The 23141-nt window shown below is 65.2% G+C and carries 20 protein-coding genes; 7 read left to right on the top strand and 13 right to left on the bottom strand.

The genetic code is table 11. From position 1 onward, the window contains the following. Positions 1-8: 8 nt before the first annotated feature. The 10 genes from trpE to ACWKWX_RS04540 all read right to left on the bottom strand — a co-directional run bounded on the left by trpE (position 9) and on the right by ACWKWX_RS04540 (position 12080). Positions 9-1499 carry an anthranilate synthase component I gene (gene trpE / locus ACWKWX_RS04585; protein WP_416427148.1) on the bottom strand — a complete coding sequence of 497 codons (1491 nt, stop codon included), beginning with the start codon at positions 1497-1499 and terminating at the stop codon, positions 9-11. A 72-nt stretch (positions 1500-1571) separates the two neighbouring features. After that, on the bottom strand, positions 1572-2387 hold the full coding sequence (locus tag ACWKWX_RS04580; protein ID WP_416427149.1) for a phosphoglycolate phosphatase: 816 nt from the start codon (positions 2385-2387) through the stop codon (positions 1572-1574). Further along, positions 2384-3058: a ribulose-phosphate 3-epimerase gene (gene rpe, locus ACWKWX_RS04575; protein WP_416427150.1), complete on the bottom strand. Its 675-nt coding sequence runs from the start codon at positions 3056-3058 to the stop codon at positions 2384-2386. Before rpe ends, ACWKWX_RS04580 begins: the two co-directional genes overlap by 4 nt. Positions 3059-3210: 152 nt before the next feature. Further along, the gene (locus ACWKWX_RS04570; RefSeq protein WP_483827106.1) at positions 3211-4359 is read right to left on the bottom strand and encodes an iron-containing alcohol dehydrogenase; all 1149 of its coding nucleotides are present in this window, start codon (positions 4357-4359) and stop codon (positions 3211-3213) included. Positions 4360-4451: 92 nt separating this feature from the next. Beyond that, on the bottom strand, positions 4452-5276 hold the full coding sequence (locus tag ACWKWX_RS04565; RefSeq protein ID WP_416427152.1) for an ABC transporter permease: 825 nt from the start codon (positions 5274-5276) through the stop codon (positions 4452-4454). Positions 5277-5289: 13 nt separating this feature from the next. Continuing rightward, positions 5290-6537 (bottom strand): ABC transporter permease, encoded by a 1248-nt coding sequence (locus ACWKWX_RS04560; RefSeq protein WP_476301379.1) that lies wholly within the window; start codon positions 6535-6537, stop codon positions 5290-5292. 66 nt (positions 6538-6603) lie between these two features. Then, positions 6604-7638, bottom strand: coding sequence for an ABC transporter substrate-binding protein (locus tag ACWKWX_RS04555; RefSeq protein ID WP_416427154.1), 1035 nt, complete (start codon positions 7636-7638; stop codon positions 6604-6606). 51 nt (positions 7639-7689) lie between these two features. After that, positions 7690-8799 (bottom strand): ABC transporter ATP-binding protein, encoded by a 1110-nt coding sequence (locus tag ACWKWX_RS04550; protein ID WP_483827105.1) that lies wholly within the window; start codon positions 8797-8799, stop codon positions 7690-7692. Between the two features lie 261 nt (positions 8800-9060). Further along, positions 9061-9690 (bottom strand): response regulator, encoded by a 630-nt coding sequence (locus ACWKWX_RS04545; protein ID WP_416427156.1) that lies wholly within the window; start codon positions 9688-9690, stop codon positions 9061-9063. Then, complete coding sequence (locus tag ACWKWX_RS04540; protein WP_483827104.1) at positions 9687-12080, bottom strand: PAS domain-containing sensor histidine kinase; 2394 nt, start codon at positions 12078-12080, stop codon at positions 9687-9689. The genes ACWKWX_RS04545 and ACWKWX_RS04540 overlap by 4 nt, the downstream gene beginning before the upstream one ends. 92 nt (positions 12081-12172) lie before the next feature. Between ACWKWX_RS04540 and ACWKWX_RS04535 the strand changes: the two genes are divergently transcribed. Next, a complete protein-coding gene (locus ACWKWX_RS04535) occupies positions 12173-13153 on the top strand; it encodes an alpha/beta hydrolase family protein (RefSeq protein ID WP_416427158.1) in 981 nt (326 codons plus the stop codon). Between the two features lie 106 nt (positions 13154-13259). Here ACWKWX_RS04535 and ACWKWX_RS04530 read toward each other — a convergent pair whose 3' ends face one another. The 3 genes from ACWKWX_RS04530 to ACWKWX_RS04520 are packed head-to-tail and all read right to left on the bottom strand — an operon-like array spanning position 13260 to position 15719. Beyond that, positions 13260-14027: a TerB family tellurite resistance protein gene (locus tag ACWKWX_RS04530; RefSeq protein WP_416427159.1), complete on the bottom strand. Its 768-nt coding sequence runs from the start codon at positions 14025-14027 to the stop codon at positions 13260-13262. A gap of 1 nt (position 14028) precedes the next feature. Beyond that, entirely contained in the window at positions 14029-14697 is a 669-nt protein-coding gene (gene murU / locus ACWKWX_RS04525; RefSeq protein WP_416427160.1) for an N-acetylmuramate alpha-1-phosphate uridylyltransferase MurU, read from the bottom strand. Beyond that, entirely contained in the window at positions 14694-15719 is a 1026-nt protein-coding gene (locus tag ACWKWX_RS04520) for an aminoglycoside phosphotransferase family protein (RefSeq protein ID WP_473004669.1), read from the bottom strand. The genes murU and ACWKWX_RS04520 overlap by 4 nt, the downstream gene beginning before the upstream one ends. Before the next feature lie 129 nt (positions 15720-15848). On the opposite strand from ACWKWX_RS04520, the gene ACWKWX_RS04515 reads away from it, so the two are divergent. The 6 genes from ACWKWX_RS04515 to ACWKWX_RS04490 all read left to right on the top strand — a co-directional run bounded on the left by ACWKWX_RS04515 (position 15849) and on the right by ACWKWX_RS04490 (position 23068). Beyond that, the gene (locus tag ACWKWX_RS04515; RefSeq protein ID WP_483827103.1) at positions 15849-18635 is read left to right on the top strand and encodes an LPS-assembly protein LptD; all 2787 of its coding nucleotides are present in this window, start codon (positions 15849-15851) and stop codon (positions 18633-18635) included. Continuing rightward, positions 18616-19944, top strand: coding sequence for a peptidylprolyl isomerase (locus ACWKWX_RS04510; RefSeq protein ID WP_416427163.1), 1329 nt, complete (start codon positions 18616-18618; stop codon positions 19942-19944). The genes ACWKWX_RS04515 and ACWKWX_RS04510 overlap by 20 nt, the downstream gene beginning before the upstream one ends. After that, on the top strand, positions 19941-20930 hold the full coding sequence (gene pdxA / locus ACWKWX_RS04505) for a 4-hydroxythreonine-4-phosphate dehydrogenase PdxA (RefSeq protein ID WP_416427164.1): 990 nt from the start codon (positions 19941-19943) through the stop codon (positions 20928-20930). Before ACWKWX_RS04510 ends, pdxA begins: the two co-directional genes overlap by 4 nt. Continuing rightward, entirely contained in the window at positions 20927-21733 is an 807-nt protein-coding gene (rsmA, locus tag ACWKWX_RS04500; RefSeq protein WP_416427165.1) for a 16S rRNA (adenine(1518)-N(6)/adenine(1519)-N(6))-dimethyltransferase RsmA, read from the top strand. Before pdxA ends, rsmA begins: the two co-directional genes overlap by 4 nt. Before the next feature lie 106 nt (positions 21734-21839). Next, a complete protein-coding gene (gene apaG, locus ACWKWX_RS04495) occupies positions 21840-22220 on the top strand; it encodes a Co2+/Mg2+ efflux protein ApaG (RefSeq protein ID WP_416427166.1) in 381 nt (126 codons plus the stop codon). Beyond that, positions 22220-23068 carry a symmetrical bis(5'-nucleosyl)-tetraphosphatase gene (locus ACWKWX_RS04490; protein ID WP_483827102.1) on the top strand — a complete coding sequence of 283 codons (849 nt, stop codon included), beginning with the start codon at positions 22220-22222 and terminating at the stop codon, positions 23066-23068. The genes apaG and ACWKWX_RS04490 overlap by 1 nt, the downstream gene beginning before the upstream one ends. Positions 23069-23141: the final 73 nt, after the last annotated feature.

Raw genomic sequence — 23141 nt, 5'->3', positions numbered from 1 at the left:
CTGCTTCCTCAGGCGTCTTTCGGGGAGGTTTGTTCGGCCAGCGCTACAGCGCGGAACATCGCGCGGCGCTTGTTCAGGGTTTCCTCCCACTCCAGGGCCGGCACCGAGTCGGCGACGATACCGCCCCCGGCCTGCACATGCAGTTCACCGTTCTTGATCACTGCGGTACGGATCGCAATGGCGGTGTCCATGTTGCCGTTCCAGGCAAAGTAGCCAACCGCGCCGCCGTAGACGCCGCGCTTGACCGGTTCCAACTCGTCGATGATTTCCATGGCACGGATTTTCGGCGCACCGGACAGGGTGCCCGCCGGAAGAATCGCGCGCAGCGCGTCCATCGCAGTGAGGCCGCTCTTCAGCTGCCCGGTGACGTTGGAGACAATGTGCATGACGTTGGAATAGCGCTCGATGACCATCTTCTCGGTCAGTTTCACCGAGCCGATTTCCGAGACCCTGCCCGTGTCGTTGCGGCCCAGGTCGATCAGCATCAAGTGCTCGGCCAGTTCCTTGTCGTCGCTGAGCAGGTCCTTCTCCAGTGCCAGGTCAGCCTCGGCAGTGGCGCCGCGCGGACGGGTACCCGCGATCGGGCGCACGGTGATCTCGTTGTCTTCCACCCGCACCAGCACTTCCGGCGAACTGCCCACCACGTGGAAGTCGCCAAAGTTGAAGAAGTACATGTAGGGCGTGGGGTTGAAGCAACGCAGTGCCCGGTACAGGTCGATGGGCGCGGCCTTGAAGTCGATGGACATGCGCTGGGACGGCACTACCTGCATGCAGTCGCCGGCGAGGATGTATTCCTTGATGGTGTCGACGGCGCGCTCGTAGTCACCTTGGGTGAAGCTTGAGCGGAACACCGGATCCGCGGCAGGCGGACGATCCAGCTCCAGCCCACGACGCGGGGTGATCGGCTGGCGCAGTTTTTCCATCAGCTCATCCAACTGCGCCTGGCCTTGCTCGTAGGCCTCGGCCTGGGCCGGGTCGGCCAGCACGATGGCGTGCATCTTGCCGGCCAGGTTGTCGAACACCACCACGGCGTCGGAGACCATCAGCAGGATGTCAGGCACGCCGATCGGATCGGGGTTGGGGCACTTGCCCAGGCGCTTCTCGACGTAGCGCACGCAGTCGTAGCCGAAGTAACCCACCAGGCCGCCGTTGAAGCGCGGCAGGCCGGGGATGGTTGGCACGTTGTAGCGGGCCTTGAAGACCTCGACGAAATCCAGCGGGTCCTCGACATGGTCGTGGCGCTCCACTTCGATGCCGTCGCGGGTAATGATCACCTGATGGTCATGCACCCGCAGCACGGTGCGGCACGGCAGGCCGATGATGGAATAGCGGCCCCATTTCTCGCCGCCCTGCACCGACTCCAGCAGGTAGGAGTTGGGCGCATCGGCCAGTTTCAGGTAGATCGACAGCGGGGTGTCGAAGTCAGCCAGGGTTTCGCGGGCAAGCGGAATGCGGTTGTAGCCGGCAGCGGCCAAGCGCAGGAATTCTTCGCGGATCATGATCAGCCTCGTGGCATGAGGGACAAAACGGTCAGGTATGCAAACGCGCCGGCAGGGCCGGCCAGGTAAAAGTCAGGCGCGCCAACGCCAACGGGCCAGGGCCTTGATGACTTTCATCCAGAGTTTGCGAGTGACCACCACGATGGAATCTCTGCGAGGGGTAGGTGTGATATCCCCCAACGTTATCTCAGCTGTGGGATCTAAGCAACTGATCAGGCCCCGCAGGTTGTCAACAACCATTGCCGGGGACTCTTCGGCGATGGGCCTGCCGTGGTTGTAGCCATAGCTCAGGGCCACGCAGGCCACGCCCGCGGCCTTGGCTGCCAGCACGTCGCTGCGCGAATCACCGACGAACAGGGCATCGGCAGGTTTCACCCCGGCCATCTTCATCACGAACAGCAGCGCCGCTGGGTCGGGCTTCTGCTGGGGCAAGGTGTCGCCGCCGATGATCCACTTGAAGAAGCGCCCCAGTTTCAGCTCGTCGAGCAGCGGCGCGACGAACTGTTCCGGCTTGTTGGTGATCAGCGCCATCTTCACGCCGCGCTTCTGCAGCCATTTCAGGCTCTCGCGCACGCCGGGGTAGACCTTGGTCAGCGCGTGGCTGCCGGCATAGGCGTCCATGAACAGCGCCAGCGCCTGGTCGGTGTCGGCCTCGCCTATGGCGGCGTGGTCCATGCCGCCAGCCAGGCCACGGCGCACCAGCACCCGGGCGCCGTTGCCGACGTAGGTGCGGGCGGCGTCGAGGCCGGCCGGCGCGCGGCCGAGCTTGAGCAGCGTGGTGTCCAGGGCAGCCGCCAGGTCGGGGACCGAATCGATCAGGGTACCGTCCAGATCGAACATCACCAGGCGTGGCAGCTTGCCCGGGAACAGCTGCTCGAAGCCGCTCATGGGCGTGCCAGGGCCAGTTCGGCGCGCATCTTGTCGATGACTTCCTTGTAGTTCGGCGCGTTGAAGATCGCCGAACCGGCCACGAAGGTGTCGGCGCCGGCGGCGGCGATCTCGCGGATGTTGTTGACGTTCACGCCGCCGTCGATTTCCAGGCGGATGTCACGGCCACTGGCGTCGATCAGGGCGCGCGCCTCGCGCAGCTTGTCGAGGGTGCCAGGAATGAACTTCTGCCCGCCGAAGCCTGGGTTCACGCTCATCAGCAGGACCATGTCGACCTTGTCCATCACGTACTTGAGCACGTCCAGCGGCGTGGCCGGGTTGAACACCAGGCCGGCCTTGCAGCCGCTGTCGTGGATCAGTTGCAGGGAACGATCGACGTGCAGGGTGGCTTCGGGGTGGAAGGTGATGAAGCTGGCGCCGGCCTCGGCGAAGTCGCCGATGATGCGGTCGACCGGGCTGACCATCAGGTGCGCGTCGATGGGCGCGGTGATGCCGTACTTGCGCAGCGCGGCGCAGACCATCGGGCCGATGGTCAGGTTGGGCACGTAGTGGTTGTCCATGACATCGAAGTGAACGATGTCGGCGCCAGCGGCCAGGACATTGTCGACTTCCTCGCCCAGACGGGCGAAATCTGCGGAGAGAATGGACGGAGCAATTGCAAAGGGCTGCATGACGCACCTTTCTGGGCTGGAATCACGGTGGCGCGCATTGTACATCAGCTTGTAGGGATGGGGGCGCCAAGGTCGACCACCAACCCCGTAGCAGCTGCCGAAGGCTGCGTCCGGGCCCTGGACGCGGCCTGCGGCCGCTGCTACGGGGGTTGTCAGTAGGCGCTGCGGTAGATCTGCTCGATATCCCTGGCGCTGAGCTTGCGCGGGTTGTTGCGCATCAGCCGGTCGATGCCGCTGGCCTCCCGCGCCATGTCGGGGATGGCTGCCTCGGGCACGCCGAAGCTGCGCAAGCCCTTGGGTATTTCCACCGCCGCGCACAGCTCGGCCATGGCCCGCACCGCCGCGTCGGCGGCTTCCTGGTCGGACAAGCGCGCCACTTGTAGCCCCATGGCCACGGCAATATCCCGAAACCGTTCCAGGCAGGCGAGTTTGTTCCAGGCCATGACATAGGGCAGCAACAACGCGTTGCTTACCCCATGGGCGATGTTGAACTGCCCGCCCAGGGGGTACGCCAGGGCATGCACCGCCCCTACCCCGGCGTTGCCGAACGCCATGCCGGCCATCAGGCTGGCGGTGGCCATGTCCTCGCGGGCCTGCAGGTTGGCCGGGTTGGCGTAGGCCTTGGGCAGGGCGCGCACGATCAGGCGGATGGCGCCCAGCGCCAGCGAATCGGTGATGGGCGAGGCGTTCACCGAGATATACGACTCGATGGCATGCACCAGCGCATCGACGCCACTGGCGGCGGTAACCCCGCGCGGGCAGGTCAGGGTCATCTGCGGGCTGACCAGCGCCACGTCGGGCAGCAGGTAATCGCTGACGATGCCTTTCTTCAGGTGCGCGGCCTTGTCGGACAGGATCGCCACGTTGGTCACTTCCGAGCCAGTGCCGGCCGTGGTCGGAATGGCGATCAGCGGCGGCCCCTTGCGCGGCACCAGGCCCACGCCGAACAAGGCCTCCAGCGGGCCGTCGTGGCCGGCATAGGCGGCCACGCTCTTGGCGATGTCGATGGCACTGCCGCCGCCCACGCCAATCAGGCCGTCATGGCCGCCCTCGCGGTAGGCCTGCATGCAGTCCTCGACGATGGCGATTTCCGGCTCCGGACGCACGCGGTCGAACACGCCATGGCGGCGGCCGCCCAGTTGCGCCAGCGCCAGGGCGACAGTGCCGGACTCCACCAGGATGGCATCGGTGACAATCAGCGGGTTATGCACGTTCAGGCGGGTCAGTTCGCCATCCAGTTGCTCGATGGCGGCAGCGCCGGTGAGCAGTTTGCTGGCGATCTTGAAAGCGGAGAGGGTCATGAATACGGCCTTTTTTCCAGACAAGGGCTGTATTCAGACTAGCCGGGGTAGCCGGCCAACGAAGGATCATTGGCCGGCGTGATGACAATCGATCAGGCCTGGGCAGTACGCAGTTTCTCGCTGCGGCCGCGCAGCCATTCCAGGGTCAGCAACAGCACCACGGAGAAGGCGATCAGCAAGGTAGCCGCTGCGGCAATGGTAGGGCTGAGGTTCTCACGGATGCCGCTGAACATCTGCCGGGGCAAGGTGGCCTGTTCCGGGCCGGCCAGGAACAGCGTCACCACCACTTCGTCGAACGAGGTGGCGAAGGCGAACAGCGCACCGCTGATCACCCCCGGGGCGATCAACGGCAGGGTCACCCGGCGAAACGCGGTCAACGGCGAGGCGCCCAGGCTGGCCGCGGCGCGCACCAGGTTGTGGTTGAAGCCCTGCAGGGTCGCCGACACCGTGATAATCACAAACGGCACGCCCAGCACCGCGTGCACCAGAATCAGCGAAGTGAAGCTGTTGCCCAGCCCCAGCGGCGCGAAGAACAGGTAGCTGGCAACGCCGATGATCACCACCGGCACCACCATGGGCGAGATCACCAGAGCCATCACCAGCGACTTGCCGGGGAAATCCCCACGGGTCAGGCCGATGGCCGCCAGGGTGCCGAAGACCATGGCCAGCACGGTGGCGGCCGGGGCGACGATGATGCTGTTCTGCAGGGCGCGCATCCATTCGGGCGAGGCGAAGAAGTCCTGGTACCAGTGCAGGGAAAAGCCCTGCAACGGGTACACCAGGAAGCTGCCGGCGTTGAACGACAGCGGGATGATCACCAGCACCGGCAGAATCAGGAACAGCAGGATCAAGCCGCAGAGAATACGCAGGCTGTAGAACCACACCCGCTCCACGGGGGACATGTAAGGGCTCAGCATTTTCCTATTCTCCTCAGCTCAGGCGCAGGCGGCTGGCGCCCACCAGCTTGCTGTACACCAGGTACAGCAACACGGTGGCCAGCAACAGCAGGCCGCCCAGCGCGGTGGCCATGCCCCAGTTGATGCTGGTGTTGGTGTAGAAGGCCACGAAATAGCTGACCATCTGGTCGTTGGGGCTGCCCAGCAGCGCCGGGGTGATGTAGTAGCCGATGGCCAGGATGAACACCAGCAGGCAGCCAGCGCCCACGCCTGCATAGGTCTGCGGGAAATACACGCGCCAGAAGCTGGCGAACGGATGGCAACCCAGCGAGATCGCCGCCCGCATGTAGGTGGGCGAGATGCCCTTCATCACGCTGTAGATGGGCAGGATCATGAACGGCAGCAAGATATGCACCATGGAGATGTACACACCGGTGCGGTTGAACACCAACTCCAGCGGTTTATCGATGACACCCATGGCCATCAGCGCGCTGTTGATCAGGCCACCCGACTGCAGCAACACGATCCAGGCCGCCACGCGTACCAGGATCGAGGTCCAGAACGGCAGCAGCACCATGATCATCAACAAGTTGCTCTGGCGTGCCGGCAAGTTGGCCAGCAGGTAGGCCAGCGGGTACGCCAGCAGCAGGCAGATGACGGTGATCACCAGGCCCATCCAGAAGGTGCGAGCGAAAATATCCAGGTAGATGGCCTGGTCCGGGGTGGCCGGGGCCACTTCGCCGAGGTCGTCGATACGGTGGTCGACGGCCGCCAGCAGGTAATAGGGGGTGACGTTGCTGGTGTTGCGGCGGATGGCCTGCCAGTACGCAGGGTCACCCCAGCGCTCGTCGAGACTTTCCAGCGCATCCTTGTAAGAAGCCGGCGCAGGGGTGAACGGCAACGCCCGGGCGGTTTTCGACAGCAGGCTGCGGTAGCCGGCCAGTTCCATGTTCAGGCGCTTGGACAGGTCGCCCAGGGTCTGATTCTTGCGCGCGTCCACCAGGTCATCGCTCAAGGCCTTGAACACCGCCTCGTCGGGCAGGCTCTTGCCATCCCAGGCCTTCACCGCCACGACGGTACGCGGCAGGCCCTCGACCACTTCCGGGTTGCCGACGCTCTTGTACAACAGCACCGCAATCGGCACCAGGAACACCAGCAGCAGGAACAGCACCAACGGTGCTATCAGCGCCTGGGCCTTGAGACGGTTGAAGCGTTCGGCCCGGGCCAGGCGCTGTTTCAGGTTAGGGCTGGCGACCTCTTTGAGGGGCACTGCAAGGGCCATGGTCAACTCCGCGAATCTTTGAACTGAAGGCGCGCCACCCACCGGTGGCGCGCCGCCTGCTTGGGCTTACTTGGCAGCCCAGGCGTTGAAGCGCTGTTCCAGTTGCTCACCGTTGTCAGCCCAGAAGCCCACGTCGATCTGCACCTGGTTGGCGATGTTCTCCGGGGTGGTGGGCATGTCCTTCAGGATGCCCTTGTCCAGCAGCGGCACTGCCTGGCTGTTGGCCGGGCCGTAGGCGATGTTCTCGGAGTAGATCTTCTGCTGCTCGGGCTTGACCGTGTAGGCGATGAACTTGCGCGCCTCGTCGGCGTTCTTCGCGCCCTTGGGGATGGCCCAGGCGTCGAAGTCGTAGACGCCGCCGTTCCACACCACCTTCAAGTTGCTCTCTTTCTGCACCGCGGCGATGCGGCCGTTGTAGGCCGAACTCATGACCACGTCACCGGAGGCCAGGTACTGCGGCGGCTGGGCGCCGGCTTCCCACCACTGGATGCTGGGCTTGAGTTCGTCGAGTTTCTTGAAGGCGCGGTCCTGGCCTTCCTTGGTGCCCAGCACCTTGTACACATCCTTGGGCGCCACGCCGTCGGCCATCAGGGCGAATTCCAGGGTGTACTTGGCGCCCTTGCGCAGGCCGCGCTTGCCCGGGAATTTCTTCACGTCCCAGAAATCGGCCCAGCTGGTAGGCGCGGTCTTGAGCTTGTCGGCGTTGTAGGCCAGCACTGTGGACCACACGAAGAAGCCCACGCCGCAGGGCTGGATGGCGCCCTTCACGTAATCCGATTCCTTGCCGAACAGCGCCGGGTCGAGCTGTTCGAACATGCCTTCGTCACAGCCACGGGCCAGCTCCGGCGACTCCACTTCCACCAGGTCCCAGGACACGCTCTTGGTGTCGACCATGGCTTTGACCTTGGCCATCTCGCCGTTGTACTCACCGGCGACGATCTTGCCCTGCCCGGACTTTTCCCACGGCTGGTAGAAGGCTTTCTCCTGGGCGGCCTTGTTGGCGCCACCGAACGAAATCACGGTCAGGTCGGCCGCCGCCATGGCCTGGCCCGCGCCCATCAGGCCCAGGGCCAGGGCGGTGAACTGCAAGTGCTTGAGCATGTGTTGTTCTCTCCACAGGGTTAGTGTTGCTTCGGGCGATTGGGCTCGCCTCTAGTCGACTGACAACGGATCCAGCGCACGCGCGTGCTCGACCTGCCAGCCGAGCGGTACCACATCGCCCACCGCCAATGCCGGGTCCAGCTCGGCGATTGGCTGCTTCACGAAGAAATCCGACTTGCCGCACACCTCCAGGCGCACGCGTACGTGGTCGCCCAGGTAGATGAACTCGGCAACCCGGCCAGAGAATCGGTTGCTGCATTGCTCGCTGTGGCCGTTGAGGGACACCCGCTCCGGGCGAATCGACAGGGTTACCGGGTCGCCCGGTTCGCCGACGTTCACCGCCAGGGCGTGGATCTTCTCGCCACGCTCCAGGCCGACGATGCAACGGTCGCCGTCCTGGGTGATCAGGCGGCCGTTGAGGCGGTTGTTCTCGCCGATGAAGTTGGCCACGAAGGTGTTGCGGGGCTCTTCATAGAGCGTGCGCGGCGGGGCGATCTGCTGGATCTCGCCCTGGTGGAACACCGCCACGCGGTCGGACATGGTCAGCGCCTCGCCCTGGTCGTGGGTGACGTACACCACGGTGACGCCCAGGCGCTGGTGCAGGTGCTTGATCTCCATCTGCATGTGTTCGCGCAGCTGCTTGTCCAGCGCGCCCAGCGGTTCGTCCATCAGCACCAACTGCGGCTCGAACACCAGCGCCCGGGCCAGGGCCACGCGCTGTTGCTGGCCGCCGGACAGCTGCGCCGGGTAGCGCTGGGCGAACTTGCCCAGCTGCACCATGTCCAGCACGCGCTTCACCCGCTCGGCGATGTCGGTCTTGCTCAGGCCGCGCACCGACAGCGGGAACGCCAGGTTCTCGGCCACGGTCATGTGCGGGAACAGCGCGTAGTTCTGGAACACCATGCCGATATCGCGCTTGTGCGGCGGCACGTTGTTGATGGAGCGCCCGCCCAGCAGGATCTCGCCGGCGGTGGGTGTCTCGAAGCCGGCCAGCATCATCAGGCTGGTGGTCTTGCCCGACCCGGAGGGCCCGAGCAAGGTCAGGAATTCGCCCTTGCGAATGTCCAGGTTGAGGTCTTTGACGATCAGCACTTCACCGTCGTAGCTTTTCTGCACGCCACGGAAGCTGACCAGCACATCGCTCGAATTCACCTCGCTCATACCCCACGCCCTATGTGTTTGACTGCCGTGCATTAAGCCTAGTGAAGGCTGCAGGCCGCGCAAATCGGGGGCTGGGAGAGAATCGCCTCAGGGCGATGGAAGGCTTGCTGTAGGGATTGCCCTACACAGCTGGCGGGGATAGATATGTTTTTCCAGCAATGCCCTGAAACCGGCATTCGCCCTTGTCGCGAACAGACAAATCCCCCGTAGCAGCTGCCGCAGCCGGCGTCAGCAAACACCGCGGTGCGGGGCCGGGTGGCATCACACCAACTTGTGCTCCATGGCGTATTTCACCAGCTCCGCCAGGGAGCTGACGTTGAGCTTCTGCATCAACCGGGCCTTGTGGGTGCTGATGGTCTTGCTGCTCAGCGCCAGCTGCTGGGCAATGTCGTTGACGTTGGCGCCCTGGGCCAGGCGCTCGAACACCGAGAATTCGCGTTCCGACAGCAGCGAGTGCAGCGGCCGCGAGTCGGTGAGGCCCACTTCGAAGACCATGCGGTCGGCCAGGTCCGGGTCGATGTAACGCCCGCCATTGGCCACCCGACGAATGGCGGTCAGCAGCAACGCGGGGTCGCTGTCCTTGGTGGCATAGCCAGCGGCGCCCACCTTCAGCGCCCGCGCTGCCATCTGCGCTTCGTCGTGCATGGACAGCACCAGGATCGCCGGCGGGTTGTTCAGCGCGCGGATACGCGGTATCGCTTCCAGGCCGTTGACCCCGGGCATGGAGATATCCAGCAACACCACGTCGCAAGGCGTGTGCCGCAGCGTGTCGAGCAACTGCTCACCGTTGCTGGCCTCGCCCACCACTGCCAGATCCCGGGCCAGCCCGATCAACTGCTTGATGCCCTCGCGCACAATCGTGTGATCTTCCGCCACCAGTACCCGAATCACTGCCCTACCCCCGCTGCCACTCGCTCATGAACCGGTACGCGAACCCGCAGGGTGGTGCCCTGCCCTGGTTCGCTGTGCAACTGCAATTCCCCACCCAGCATCAGCACACGCTCGCGCATGCCCACCAGGCCAAACGAGGTGGAGGGCCCGTTGCCCACCACGAAGCCGCGGCCATCATCGCTGATGCTCAGCGCCAGCCAATCCTCTTCGACTTCCAGGGTAATGTCGACTGTGTGTGCCTGCGCGTGGCGCATGACGTTGGTCAGCGCCTCCTGCAGGATGCGGAACAGGCCCACGGCCTTGCCGTCGGACAAGGCCGGCACCTGTTCGGGCACCTGCACCAGGCAAGGGATCTGCGTGCGCGCCTCGAAGCGCCGGGCCTGCCATTCGATGGCCGAACCGATGCCGGCATCCAGGATCGGCGGGCGCAAGGCGGTGGCCACGTCGCGCACCAGCTGGAACAACTGGGCAATCAGGCGCTTCATGCTGTTGAGGCGCTCCTGCAGGCCCGGGTCGAGGCTGGCGTAGGCCAGTTCGCACATGGAGGTCTCCAGCTTGAGCACCGTGAGCATCTGCCCCAGTTCGTCATGCACCTCGCGGGCGATGCGCGCCTTCTCTTCCTCGCGCACGCTCTCCAGGTGCGCCGACAATTCGCGCAGCTGGTCCTGGGAACGCGCCAGCGCCAGCTCGGCCCGTTTGCTTTCGCTGATGTCCCAGACAATACCGTCCCACACCCGGCCCTCGCCCTGGCCCCGGGAGATGGCCTTGATCTCGGCCCAGCGCTCCAGCCCCTCGCGGGTGAGGATACGGCCCTGCCACGACCAGTCGCTGTCGGTGTCCAGCGCCTGGTCCTGGGTGCGGTGGTAGCTGGCGCGGTCCTGGGGGTGGACTAGGTTGCGCAGGCCCATGTCCGGGTGGCGCAGGGCCGCCGGCGAGTAGCCCACCAGGCTCTCGCTGCCCTCACTGATGTAGGCAAACTCCAGCAGGCCGCCAGCCTGCAGGCGCTCCAGGCGGAACACCAGGCCCGGCACGTTGGCGGCAATGCCCTGCAGGCGCGCCTCGCTTTCCTGCAGGGCGGCCATGGCCCGGCGGCGCTCGGTGACATCGGTGAGGTAGACCACCAGGTACTCGGCATCATGAAAGCGCAGGAAGCTCAGGGACACGTCCGCCGGCAGCCAACTACCGTCGCCCCGCAGGCACTGGCTCTCGAAACTCAGCGGCTCGCCATCGCTGGCGCGGGCGCGCTTCCACAGGTTCAGCCAGCGGTCCATGTGCAGGTTGGGCTCGAAATCGATCAGCGGGCGGTTCAACACGCCGCCCGCCGCATACCCCAGCATGCTCTCGGCGGCGCGGTTGGCGTAGCGCACGTGGCTGTCCCAGTTGACCCAGAGGATGCCCACGGTGCTCTGGTCGATGGAGAACTGGGTCAGGCGCAACGCTTCCTCCCCCGCCTGGCGCCGGGTCAGCTCATCCCGGGCTTCCATCAGGCGCCCCTCCAGCCAGTGCTGCTGGCGCCGCTGCCAGAACACGATGGCGATCGCCGAAAGGCCCAGCACCGCGAACAGCAGGCTCAGGTTCTGCCAGAAGCCTGGGGATTCGGTGAGCCTTGGGTAGCGCGGCTGCAACCAGCGGCCATGCAGTTGTTCCAGGTCCTTGCCGGGGATGGCCTGCAACGCAGCCTGCAGCACTGCGGCCAGCTGCGGCCAGTCGCGCCGCGAGGCAATGCGCAGTAGTTGCGGCAAGCCGATGTCGCCGACCACGACCAGGTCGGCAAAATCGCTTTCGCCCGACAACCGTCCCAGCTGCGCCTCATCGATGACCGCGTAGCGCGCCTGCTGGCCGACCAACAGCTGCAAGGCCTGGCGCTCCATGGGCACGCCCTGCAGGTTGAGGTTGGCGTAGGTGCTGCGCAGGTAGTCGGCCACTGCGCTGGGCATGCGCACCGCCACGCGGTCCTTGCTGTCGAGTTTTTCCAGGTCCACGGCCACGGCGCCAGTGCGCTCGCCCACCACCAGTTGCGGGATGCGCATGTAGGGGTCGGAGAACAGCCAGAGGCGCAGCCCCGCGGGGGTCTGGGTCAGGCCGGGAGCCAGGTCGATCTCGTCGTCACGCAGGGCCTGCTCCAGGGCGGCCTGGTCGGGGAAGTTGCGCCAGTGCAGCTCCAACTGCAGGCTCTTGGCCAGCCAGTTGATCACCTCCACGTTCACCCCGGACAGTTGCTGCAGGCGCCGGTCGTACTGGGCGAACGGTGCCTGCAGCACCACGCCCACGCGCAGTTCGCGGTGCTGGTCCAGCCACGCCTGCTGCTCGGACGTCAGCGTCACGGGGGCACCCCGGGCGATCAAGGGAATGAGCAAACAGCCGATAAGCACGCAGCACAGTCGAATCATCGCAACTCTCATCACCCATGAACGACGCTACATTTGGCGGTTCGGGACAAATACCATTAGGCTGCCAGCACTACCCTGGCGTGGAAAATCCGATGTCTTCAATCTACCGCACAACGCTGCCAGCGTTTTGCCTATCGCTGATGTTGCCCCTGGCACTGCCGGCGATGGCCGACGATGCGGCGCAGAAACCGGCCACCGAGAAGGCCGCCGAGCAACCGAAAGTCGAGCGTCAACCGCTGCTGGAACGCAGCCAGGAAGACGCCCTGGCCCTGGAGCGCCAGTTGCCCCAGGACGAACAGCAGCAACTGCAAGCCGGCAGCGACAGCTTCCTGGCCCTGTGGAAGCCGGCCAACAGCAGCAACCCGGCCGGCGCCGTGGTGATAGTGCCAGGCACTGGCGAGACCGCCGACTGGCCCAACGCCGTGGCCCCCATCCGCAATAAACTGCCGGACGCCAACTGGAGCAGCCTGAGCATCAGCCTGCCGGACCTGAGCACCGACGCTCCGCAGCCACGGGTCGAGGAAAAGCCGCCCGCGCCCAAGGAAGCCGACAGTAAATCAACGCCGCCGGCCAACCCGTCCGTGGAACAAGCCACTGCCACCGAACCGGACAAGGCTGCGCCGCAGTCGCCTGACGAGCTGGCCAAGGCCGACGCCGAGCGCATCTTCGCGCGCATCGATGCCGCCGTGACCTTCGCCCAGCAGCAGAAGTCGCGCACCGTGGTGCTGCTCGGCCATGGTACCGGCGCCTACTGGGCAGCCCGCTACCTCAAGGAACGCCCGCAGCCCCATGCCCAGCGCCTGGTCATGGTGGCGCCAATGACGCCGAACAATGCCAGCAAGACCCTGCAGGAACTGGCGCCCAGCCTGAAAGTGCCGACCGCGGACATTTACTACGGCGACAGCCCTACCGCCCAGGACGCCGCCCGCGTGCGCCTGCAGACCAGCAAGCGGTTGAAGGACACCGGCTACACGCAGATTTCCCTGAACGCCCTGCCAGCAGACAAGGCCGCCGAGCAGGAACAGCTGTTCCGCCGCGTGCGCGGCTGGCTCAGCCCCAAGCCTGTGGATTGATGCGGGCCTGTTGTGGGAGCGGGCTCTGCCCGCGAAAAGAACCCCGCGTTCCGTCAGACATATCGCGGTGTAACCTTCGCGGGTAGAACCCGCTCCCACAGGGCGCTCAACGAAAATCCCGACGCTCGCGGATCAAGGCATAGGCGCTCTGCAATTCCCGGGTACGCTCGGTCGCTTCACGCACCTGAGCCGGGGTCGCCCCGCTGCCCGCCAGCTTGTCCGGGTGGTGGCGGCTAAGCAGCCGGCGGTAGGCCCGCTTGATCTGCGCCGGCTCAGTGGTCGCCCCTACCCCCAGCAGGCGCATGGCCTCTTGATAGCTGCCGCCACTGGTGGCCAGCGGCTTGCGCGCCGGCTCGTAATCGGCGGACAGGCCCTGCACCTGCACTGAACTCCAGCCCAGCCACTTGCCCCATTGCAGGATCAGCTCGCGCTCGCTGCGGCTGGCCTTGCCATCTGCCCACACCATGCGCCAACAGGCGCGCAGCACGCCCTCCGCCGAATTGGGCTGCTGCCCCAGGCGCTGCAGGTGATGCTGCAACCGGTCGCGCCCGCCCTTGCCACGGTTGAACGCGGCAATGGCCACCCGCTGCTGCGCCTCGTTCAGCCCCAGCAGACGCATTTCGTGGCGCGCCTGCTGGATATGCTGCTGCACCACCCGTCCATCGCACTTGGCCAGGCGGCCCAGCAGCACGAACAGCACCTGGTCATCGCGCAGCTTCGGCTTGCCGCGCAGCCGGTCGAACAGCTCGCCCCAACTGTGCAACTGCAAGCGCCGGTCGAGCGCCTGCCCCAGCAAGGCGCCCAGCAGCGCCCCGGGGATGCTGGCAATGGCAAAGCCGGCGCCGGCGCCCACCACGGTCCCTGGCCAGAGCATCTCAGCGCTGCCCTTGCACTAGCGCTTCGACTTCCGCCAGGCGCTCGTGGGTGCCGACGTCCACCCAGTGGCCGGTGAAGCGTTCGCCACTGACCTTACCGCCGGCCATGGCCTGGCGCAGCAACGGCGCCAGCTTGAAGGCTCCCGCCGAGCAGCCGGCGAACAGCGCCGGGTGCAGCACGGCGATACCGCTGTAGGTAAAGCGCGCGCCGTCGGCCGTGTCGCTGACCGCCCCGGCCTGCAGCGCGAAGTCGCCGCCCGGGTGGTGCGCCGGGTTATCCACCAGCACCAGGTGCGCCAGGCCTGCCAGCGGCTGGCGCAGGCGGCTGAAGTCGTAGTCGGTCCAGATATCGCCGTTGACCACCAGGAACGGCTCCACACCCAGCAGCGGCAGGGCCTGGAAGATGCCGCCGCCGGTCTCCAGCGGCTCGCCCTCGGAGGAGTAGACAATGCTGAGCCCGAACTGCGACCCATCGCCCAGGTGATCCTCGATCTGCTGGCCCAGCCAGGCATGGTTGATGACGATCTCGGTGAACCCTGCCGCCGCCAGGGCGCGCAGGTGGTATTCGATCAACGGCACGCCACCGGCGCACACCAGCGGCTTGGGGGTATGCAGCGTCAGCGGGCGCAGGCGCTCGCCCTTGCCCGCCGCCAGGATCATCGCCTTCATGCCCGCGCCTCCGCGGCCGCGCGCAGGCTGGCGAGCAGTTCGCCCAGCTCGGCCAGCTCCGGCCGGCGGGCCAGCACTGCTTCTATATAAGCAAAGAAGCGCGGCACGTCGGCCACATAGCGGGGCTTGCCATCCCGGTGGCAGATGCGCGCGAAGATACCGATGACTTTCAGGTGGCGCTGCACGCCCATCAGGTCGCTGGCGCGCAGGAAGTCTTCGAACTGCTCCTGCACCGGGATGCCTGCGGCGCGGGCCTGCTGCCAGTAGCCCAGCAGCCAGGCGTCGACCCGCTCCAGTGGCCAGCTGAGGAAGGCGTCCTTGAACAGGCAGGTGATGTCATAGGTGACCGGGCCATACACAGCATCCTGGAAGTCCAGCACGCCGGGGTTGGGCTCGCTGCGCATCAGGTTGCGGGGCATGAAGTCACGGTGCACCAGCACCTTGGGCTGGGCCAGGGCGCTGTCGATCAGCAGGGCGCTGGCGCGTTGCCACTGTTGCTGCTGGGTTGCGCTGAACTGCAGGCCCAGCTCGCGCGCCACGTACCATTCGGGGAACAGCTCAACCTCGCGGCGCAGCAAGGCCACGTCATAGCTGGGCAGCGGCGCGTCCATGGGCAGCTGCTGGTAGGCCAGCAAGGCATCGATGGCGTCCTCGAACAGTGCGTCGGCATTGTCGCTATCGATCACGTCCAGGTAGGTCTGGTTGCCCAGGTCGTTGAGCAGCAGGAAGCCGCGCTCCAGGTCCTGGGCGTAAATATGCGGCACATTGATGCCGGAAGTCGCCAGCAGGGCAGCGATATCCACGAACGGTTTGCAGTTTTCCTGCGGGGGCGGTGCATCCATGACGATAAAACTGCGGCCACCACCTTCCCAGCGAAAATATCGGCGGAAGCTCGCATCGCTGCTAGCAGCGGTCAGCGAAGACGGGGGTACAGGGCCCCAGCCCCCGGCCACAAAGAGTTTCGACAGTTGCTCGGCGAGCCATGGCTGGAGCTGTTGCAGGCGTACATCTTGATCGGGCATTACAGAGGTCTCCGACGGCGCTAGCCGTCAAGCGGGTCATGCTTTATTATCCAGCATCTTTTTCAGACCATCGAGAGGCGTGCGGCCCCACCGCGGGCAGATGGCACGCAGGAAGCCCGGACTAATAAGATGGCATTGAAATCCCCCGCGTTTCGTAAAAAATTCCCGTTGCTGGTCACCGGCGGTTTGCTGGCGATGCAACCCCTGGCCGTGCCGTTCGCGGTGGCCGCCGAGCAGTATGACTGTACTGTCTCCGCGGCGGGAGCCTGGGATTGCAAACCCAAGGCCCCCGTTGGCGTCCTGCCGCCTCGCCCTGTCCATGACGGCAGCGCGGAATCGTCGGCGCCTGAAAGCGCCGGCGAGACCAAGCCTGGCGCCGAGGACAAGGCCAAGGGCCCGATGCTCGTTACCGAGAGCAAGGGCCGTGGCCTGAAATCGCGCAGCGCCGACTACAGCCATCTCGATTGGGTCCCCCGGGACAAGCTCACGGCCGCCCAGCTGGCCGAGACCGGCCCGTACTGCGAAGGCGCCTATGTGGAGCCGATCCGGCCCGGCATGGACGACAAGACGGCGAAGAAAGACGCGCCGACCTTCATTGGTGCCAAGGTATCGCGCTACGACCAGGAGCAGCAGACCGCTACCCTGGCCGGTGACGTGGTGATGCGCCAGGGCAGCATGCAGGCCGAAGGCGACGAGGCCAGCCTGCACCAGGCCGAGAACCGCGGCGAGATCACCGGCAACGTCAAGCTGCGCGACCAGGGCGCCCTGCTGGTGGGCGACCACGCCGAAATCCAGCTGGACACCGGTGCCGCCCAGGTCGACAACGCCGAGTACGTGATGCACAAGCAGCGCATCCGCGGCAGCGCCCTGTACGCCAAGCGTGGCGAGAACGCCATCATCCGCCTCAAGGACGGTACCTATACCACCTGTGAGCCGGCGAGCAACGCCTGGGAAATCAAGGGCAACAACATTACCCTGAACCCGGCCACCGGCTTCGGCACGGCGACCAACGCCACCCTGCGCGTGCACGACATCCCGGTCCTGTACACGCCGTACATCTACTTCCCGATCGACGATCGTCGCCAGTCCGGCTTCCTGCCGCCGAGCATCGGCAGCAGCAGCAAGACCGGCTTCTCGCTGGTCACGCCGTACTACTTCAACCTGGCGCCCAACTACGACGCCACGTTGTACCCGCACTACATGAGCAAGCGCGGCATGTTGACCGAGGGCGAGTTCCGCTACCTGACGCCGACCAGCGAAGGGCAGTTCGGTGGCGCGTACCTGAGCGATTCAGATACCGAGCGCCGGCAGCAGTCGGATTACTCGCAAGATCGCTACATGATCAACTGGCAGCACAAGGGTGACCTGGACAAGCGTCTGACCTACAAGGTCGACTACACCAAGATCAGCGACCCCTACTACTTCCAGGATCTGGAAACGAACCAGATCGGCGTGAAGAACGAGGACTTCCTGAACCAGCAGGCCGCTGCCTACTACCGCAGTGACAACTGGACCGCAGGCCTGAACGTACAGGGCTACCAGCTGACCACCGTGTCAGACATCACCCCGTACGACCGCCTGCCGCAGATCACCTTCAACGGTTCGTTGCCATACCACCCTGGCGGCCTGGATTTCACCTATCAGACCGAGGCCGTGCGCTTCCAGCGCAGCCTGCAGAACGGCACCTACAGCGACGAAGACGGCAACATCTCGTCGCGGATCGACAATAACGTCCAGGGCCTGGCTCGCGCCAACGGCGACCGCCTGACCCTGGCACCGGCAATGGCGCTGCCGATGACCGCCTCGTGGGGCTACATCAAGCCTTCCGTGCGTTTCATCTACACCGACTACCAACTTGACCTGGACAGCCAGGGCAAGCAGACGCTGGTGAACAACGGCGTGCAGACCGAGGTGTATCACAGCAACCTCGACCGCTCGATCCCGATCTACAGCGTCGACAGTGGCCTGTACTTCGACCGCAATACCTCAATGTTCGGCACCAACTACCGCCAGACACTCGAGCCGCGTGCGTACTATCTGTACGTGCCGTACGAAAACCAGAACAACATTCCGGTCTTCGACACCGCGGAAAACCAGTTCAGCTACTCTTCGCTGTGGCGTGACAACCGCTTCTCCGGCTATGACCGCATCGGCGACGAGAACAAGATCTCGCTGGGTGCTACCACCCGCTGGCTGGAAGACAACGGTTTCGAGCGCCAGAAGTTCAGCTTCGGTGAAGCCTTCTACATGCAGGACCGCAAGGTCCAGCTGCCAGGCATCTACTACAAGGACCGCGCCGAGGCTACCGCCAGCCGTTCCCCGTATGCCCTGGAGTACGAGTACCACTTCAACCGCGACTGGCGCTTCAATTCGGACTTCAACTGGGACCCGGACACCCACAGCACCCGTTCGGGCAGCGCGATGTTCCACTACCAGCCTGAGGACAACCCGAACAAGGTCATCAACGTCGGCTACCGCTACCGCGACGATATCGTTCACTACGATTCGGCCACCGGTAAATGGGGCTTCGGCGGCGACTACGGCACTCCGGGTACCGCGGACTACATCAAGGACTACTACAAGATCCAGCAGCATGACTTCTCGATCATGTGGCCGATCGTTCCGCAGTGGAACGCCATCGCTCGCTGGCAGTACGACTACAACCGCAGCCGTACACTGGAATCCTTCGCCGGTTTCGAGTACGACAACTGCTGCTGGAAACTGCGCTTCATCAGCCGCTACTGGGTCGACTACGACGACTTCAGCCAGTCGCTGCCGCAGAACGAAAAAGGCGACCACGGTGTCTTCCTGCAAGTCGTGCTCAAAGGGCTCGGCGGCGTAGTGGGCAATAAAGTCGAGTCTTTCCTCGACAAGGGCATTCAGGGTTATAAAGAACGTGAAGAGCAAGCTTACTAATTGTTTGCGCCCGCTGCTTCTGGGCGCACTGTTGTTGAGTGGCGCGGCTCATGCCGAGGTTCAACCGCTTGATAGCGTGGTGGCCATCGTCGATAACGACGTGATCATGAAGAGCCAACTGGACCAGCGCGTCCACGAGGTCCAGCAGACCATCGCCAAGCGTGGCGGCGCCAACATGCCGCCTACCGACGTGCTGGAGAAGCAGGTGCTGGAGCGCCTGATCGTCGAGAACCTGCAGCTGCAGATCGGCGAGCGCTCCGGCGTTCGCATCACCGACGAAGAGCTGAACCAGGCCATCGGCACCATCGCCCAGCGCAACAACATGAGCGTGGCGCAGTTCCAGGCGGCCCTGGCCCACGACGGCCTGTCGTACCAGGACGCCCGTGACCAGGTGAAGCGCGAGATGATCATCAGCCGCGTGCGCCAGCGCCGCGTGGCCGAGCGCATCCAGGTGTCGGAGCAGGAAGTGAAGAACTTCCTCGCCTCGGACCTGGGCAAGGCCCAGCTGTCTGAAGAGTTCCACCTGGCCAACATCCTGATCGCCACCCCGGAAAGCGCAAGCTCGGAAGCGATCCAGGCGGCGGCCCACAAGGCAGGCGACATCTACACCCGCCTGAAACAGGGTGCCGACTTCGGCCAACTGGCCGTGGCCAACTCGGGCAGCGACAACGCCCTGGAAGGCGGCGACATGGGCTGGCGTAAAGCTGCCCAACTGCCACCGCCGTTCGACGCCCAGGTCAGTGCCCTGAGCCAGGGTGACGTCACCGAGCCAACCCGCACCCCAGGCGGCTTCATCATCCTGAAGCTGCTGGAAAAACGCGGTGGCGGTACCGTTACCCGTGATGAAGTGCACGTGCGCCACATCCTGCTCAAGCCCAACGAAGTACGCAGCGAAGCGGAAACCAAGGTGCTGGCGGACCGTCTGTACGACCGCATCAAGGGCGGTGAAGACTTCGCCGAACTGGCGAAGAGCTACTCCGAAGACCCGGGTTCGGCCCTCAACGGTGGTGACCTGAACTGGGTCGACCCGCAGTCGCTGGTGCCCGAGTTCCGCCAGGTCATGGCTGACAGCCCGCAAGGCGTCGTGTCCAAGCCGTTCAAGACCCAGTTTGGCTGGCACATCCTGGAAGTGCTGGGCCGTCGTGCCACCGACAGCACCGAACAGGCGCGCGAGCAGCAAGCCATGATGATCCTGCGTAACCGCAAGTACGACGAAGAGCTGCAGAGCTGGCTGCGCCAGATCCGCGACGAAGCCTACGTCGAGATCAAGCTGCCTGGCGCCGAACAGGCTGCCCAGGCCGACCAGTGAAGCCCACGCGCTTCGCGCTGACGCCCGGCGAGCCGGCGGGCATAGGTCCTGACCTGTGCCTGCTGCTGGCCGCGCAACGCCAGCCACACCCCCTGATTGCCATTACCAGCCGCGACCTGCTCCTTGAGCGGGCCGCGCAACTGGGCGTGGCCGTCAGCGTGCTGGCGGTCGACCCCGATGCCCTGCCCGCCCAGCCCGCCGACGCCGGTAGCCTCTACGTGTGGGACACGCCACTGGCGGCGCCCGTCGTCACCGGCCAGCTGGACCGTGCCAACGCAGCCTTCGTCCTCGAAACCCTGACCCGCGCGGGCCAGGGCTGCCTGGACGGCCGTTTCGCCGGCATGATCACCGCCCCGGTGCACAAGGGCGTGATCAACGAGGCCGGCATCGCCTTTTCCGGCCACACCGAATTCCTGGCCGAGCTGACTCACACCGAACAGGTGGTGATGATGCTTGCCACACACGGCCTGCGCGTGGCCCTGGTGACCACTCACCTGCCCCTGCGCGCGGTAGCCGATGCAATCACCGAAGAACGCCTGGAGCGGGTGACCCGCATCCTGCACGCGGATCTCAAGGACAAGTTCGGCATCGCCCAGCCCCGCATCCTGGTCTGTGGGCTCAACCCGCATGCCGGCGAAGGCGGCCACCTGGGCCGTGAAGAGATCGAGATCATCGAACCGACACTGGAACGCCTGCGCAGCGAGGGCATGGACCTTCGCGGCCCGCTGCCAGCCGACACTCTGTTTACCCCCAAATATCTGGAGCATTGCGACGCAGTGCTGGCGATGTACCATGACCAGGGGCTGCCCGTACTCAAGTACAAAGGCTTTGGCGCCGCGGTGAATATCACCCTGGGCCTGCCGATCATCCGCACGTCGGTGGACCACGGCACTGCCCTGGACCTGGCCGGCAGCGGCCGGATCGACACCGGCAGCCTCAAGGTCGCGCTGGACACCGCCTACCAGATGGCCGAGACCCGTATATGACCGAGCAATACCAACACCGGGCGCGCAAGCGCTTCGGCCAGAACTTCCTGCACGATGCCGGCGTCATCGACCGCATCCTGCGTTCCATCCATGCCCGCGAAGGCGAGCGCATGCTGGAAATCGGCCCGGGCCAGGGCGCCCTCACCGAGGGCCTGCTGGGCAGCGGCGCACAGCTGGACGTGGTGGAACTGGACAAGGACCTGGTGCCTATCCTCAACCGCCAGTTCGCCGGCCGTGGCAACTTCAACCTGCACCAGGGCGACGCCCTTAAGTTCGACTTCACCACCCTGGGCGCCGCTCCCGGTACTCTGCGCGTGGTCGGCAACCTGCCGTACAACATCTCCACGCCGCTGATCTTCCACCTGCTGGCGAACGCCGAGCTGATCCGCGACATGCACTTCATGCTGCAGAAGGAAGTGGTCGAGCGCATGGCCGCAGGCCCTGGCGGCGGTGACTGGGGCCGCCTGTCGATCATGGTCCAGTACCACTGCCGCGTTGAGCACCTGTTCAACGTTGGCCCCGGCGCGTTCAACCCGCCGCCCAAGGTCGACTCGGCCATCGTCCGCCTGGTGCCGCACACCACCCTGCCGCACCCGGCCAAGGACCACCGCCTGCTGGAGCGCATCGTCCGCGAAGCCTTCAACCAGCGCCGCAAGACCCTGCGCAACACCCTCAAGGCCCTGCTCAGCAGCGAAGCCATCGAAGCCGCCGGCGTCGACGGCAGCAAGCGCCCGGAACAGCTCGACCTGGCCGCCTTCGTGCGCCTGGCCGACAAGCTGTTCGAGCAGACCAGCGCCAGCTGATCGCCCTCATCGTGCGTCCCGGACTACTGCCCGGGCGCACGATGGCCTAGACTCAAGACACCGGCACCCCGAATGCCCTTCGTTTTTTGCAATAAGGCCCCCTTGCATGTCCGATCCCCGCTATCAGATCGACGTCAGCGTCGTCACCCGCTTCCTCGCCGAACAATCGCAGCCTGAACACCAGCGGTTCGCGTTCGCCTACACCGTTACCGTGCGCAATAATGGCCAATTGCCGGCCAAGTTGGTCTCGCGGCACTGGGTCATCACCGACGGCGACGGCAAGGTCGAGGAAGTGCGCGGTGCCGGCGTGGTTGGCCAGCAACCGCTGATTGAAGCTGGCCAGAGCCACACCTACAGCAGCGGCACGGTCATGGCCTCCCAGGTCGGCACCATGCAGGGCAGCTACCAGATGGTGGCCGAGGACGGCAAACACTTCGACGCCATCATCGCGCCCTTCCGCCTGGCCGTGCCCGGGGCCCTGCACTGATGGCGGTGTACGCGGCCGGAGACCTGCAAGGCTGCCTGCAACCGCTCAAATGCCTGCTGGAAAAAGTGCGCTTCGACCCGGCCCACGACCGCCTGTGGCTGGTGGGCGACCTGGTCAACCGTGGCCCCGAGTCCCTGGAAACCCTGCGCTTCCTGTATGGCATGCGCGAGTCACTGGTGTGCGTGCTGGGCAATCACGACCTGCACCTGCTGGCCGCCGGCCGCAACATCGAGCGCCTGAAGAAAAGCGACACTCTGCGCGAGATCATCGAGGCGCCGGACGCGCCAGTACTGCTCGACTGGCTGCGCCGGCAAAAGCTGATGCACTACGACGAACAGCGCGACATGGCCCTGGTGCACGCCGGCATTCCACCCCAGTGGTCGCTGAAGAAAGCCCTGCGCTGCGCCGAAGAGGTGGAACAGGCGCTGCGCGACGACAACCTGTTCCCGCCGTTCCTGGACGGCATGTACGGCAACGAGCCGGCCAAGTGGCACAACGACCTGACTGGCGTCGAGCGGCTGCGGGTGATCACCAACTACTTCACCCGCATGCGCTTCTGCACCCCCGAGGGCAAGCTCGACCTCAAGGGCAAGGAGGGCGCCGACACCGCGCCACCGGGCTACGCGCCCTGGTTCAAGATTCGCGAGCGCAAGACCCGCGGCCTGAAGATCATCTTCGGCCACTGGGCAGCACTGGAAGGCAAATGCGACGAACCTGGCATCTTCGCCCTGGACACCGGCTGCGTGTGGGGCGGCGCCATGACCCTAATGAACGTCGACACCGGCGAACGCCACGGCTGCGCCTGTGACGAGCACGGCAACATACGCGGCTCGATAGGGCAACCCTGACGCGGTAGAATCGGTAACAAACGACCTGTGGGAGCTGGCTTGCCAGCGAGCTTTTCGGCGGCACAAAAAGCTC

The sequence above is a fragment of the Pseudomonas imperatae genome, from assembly GCF_057128625.1.
This window is presented reverse-complemented; position numbering and strand designations above follow the sequence as displayed.

Coding starts and splice junctions, on each gene's coding strand:
- trpE (WP_416427148.1), bottom strand. CDS start 1,499: ATGATCCGCGAAGAATTCCTGCGCTTGGCCGCTGCCGGCTACAACCGC.
- ACWKWX_RS04580 (WP_416427149.1), bottom strand. CDS start 2,387: ATGAGCGGCTTCGAGCAGCTGTTCCCGGGCAAGCTGCCACGCCTGGTG.
- rpe (WP_416427150.1), bottom strand. CDS start 3,058: ATGCAGCCCTTTGCAATTGCTCCGTCCATTCTCTCCGCAGATTTCGCC.
- ACWKWX_RS04570 (WP_483827106.1), bottom strand. CDS start 4,359: ATGACCCTCTCCGCTTTCAAGATCGCCAGCAAACTGCTCACCGGCGCT.
- ACWKWX_RS04565 (WP_416427152.1), bottom strand. CDS start 5,276: ATGCTGAGCCCTTACATGTCCCCCGTGGAGCGGGTGTGGTTCTACAGC.
- ACWKWX_RS04560 (WP_476301379.1), bottom strand. CDS start 6,537: ATGGCCCTTGCAGTGCCCCTCAAAGAGGTCGCCAGCCCTAACCTGAAA.
- ACWKWX_RS04555 (WP_416427154.1), bottom strand. CDS start 7,638: ATGCTCAAGCACTTGCAGTTCACCGCCCTGGCCCTGGGCCTGATGGGC.
- ACWKWX_RS04550 (WP_483827105.1), bottom strand. CDS start 8,799: ATGAGCGAGGTGAATTCGAGCGATGTGCTGGTCAGCTTCCGTGGCGTG.
- ACWKWX_RS04540 (WP_483827104.1), bottom strand. CDS start 12,080: ATGATTCGACTGTGCTGCGTGCTTATCGGCTGTTTGCTCATTCCCTTG.
- ACWKWX_RS04535 (WP_416427158.1), top strand. CDS start 12,173: ATGTCTTCAATCTACCGCACAACGCTGCCAGCGTTTTGCCTATCGCTG.
- ACWKWX_RS04530 (WP_416427159.1), bottom strand. CDS start 14,027: ATGCTCTGGCCAGGGACCGTGGTGGGCGCCGGCGCCGGCTTTGCCATT.
- murU (WP_416427160.1), bottom strand. CDS start 14,697: ATGAAGGCGATGATCCTGGCGGCGGGCAAGGGCGAGCGCCTGCGCCCG.
- ACWKWX_RS04520 (WP_473004669.1), bottom strand. CDS start 15,719: ATGCCCGATCAAGATGTACGCCTGCAACAGCTCCAGCCATGGCTCGCC.
- ACWKWX_RS04515 (WP_483827103.1), top strand. CDS start 15,849: ATGGCATTGAAATCCCCCGCGTTTCGTAAAAAATTCCCGTTGCTGGTC.
- rsmA (WP_416427165.1), top strand. CDS start 20,927: ATGACCGAGCAATACCAACACCGGGCGCGCAAGCGCTTCGGCCAGAAC.
- apaG (WP_416427166.1), top strand. CDS start 21,840: ATGTCCGATCCCCGCTATCAGATCGACGTCAGCGTCGTCACCCGCTTC.
- ACWKWX_RS04490 (WP_483827102.1), top strand. CDS start 22,220: ATGGCGGTGTACGCGGCCGGAGACCTGCAAGGCTGCCTGCAACCGCTC.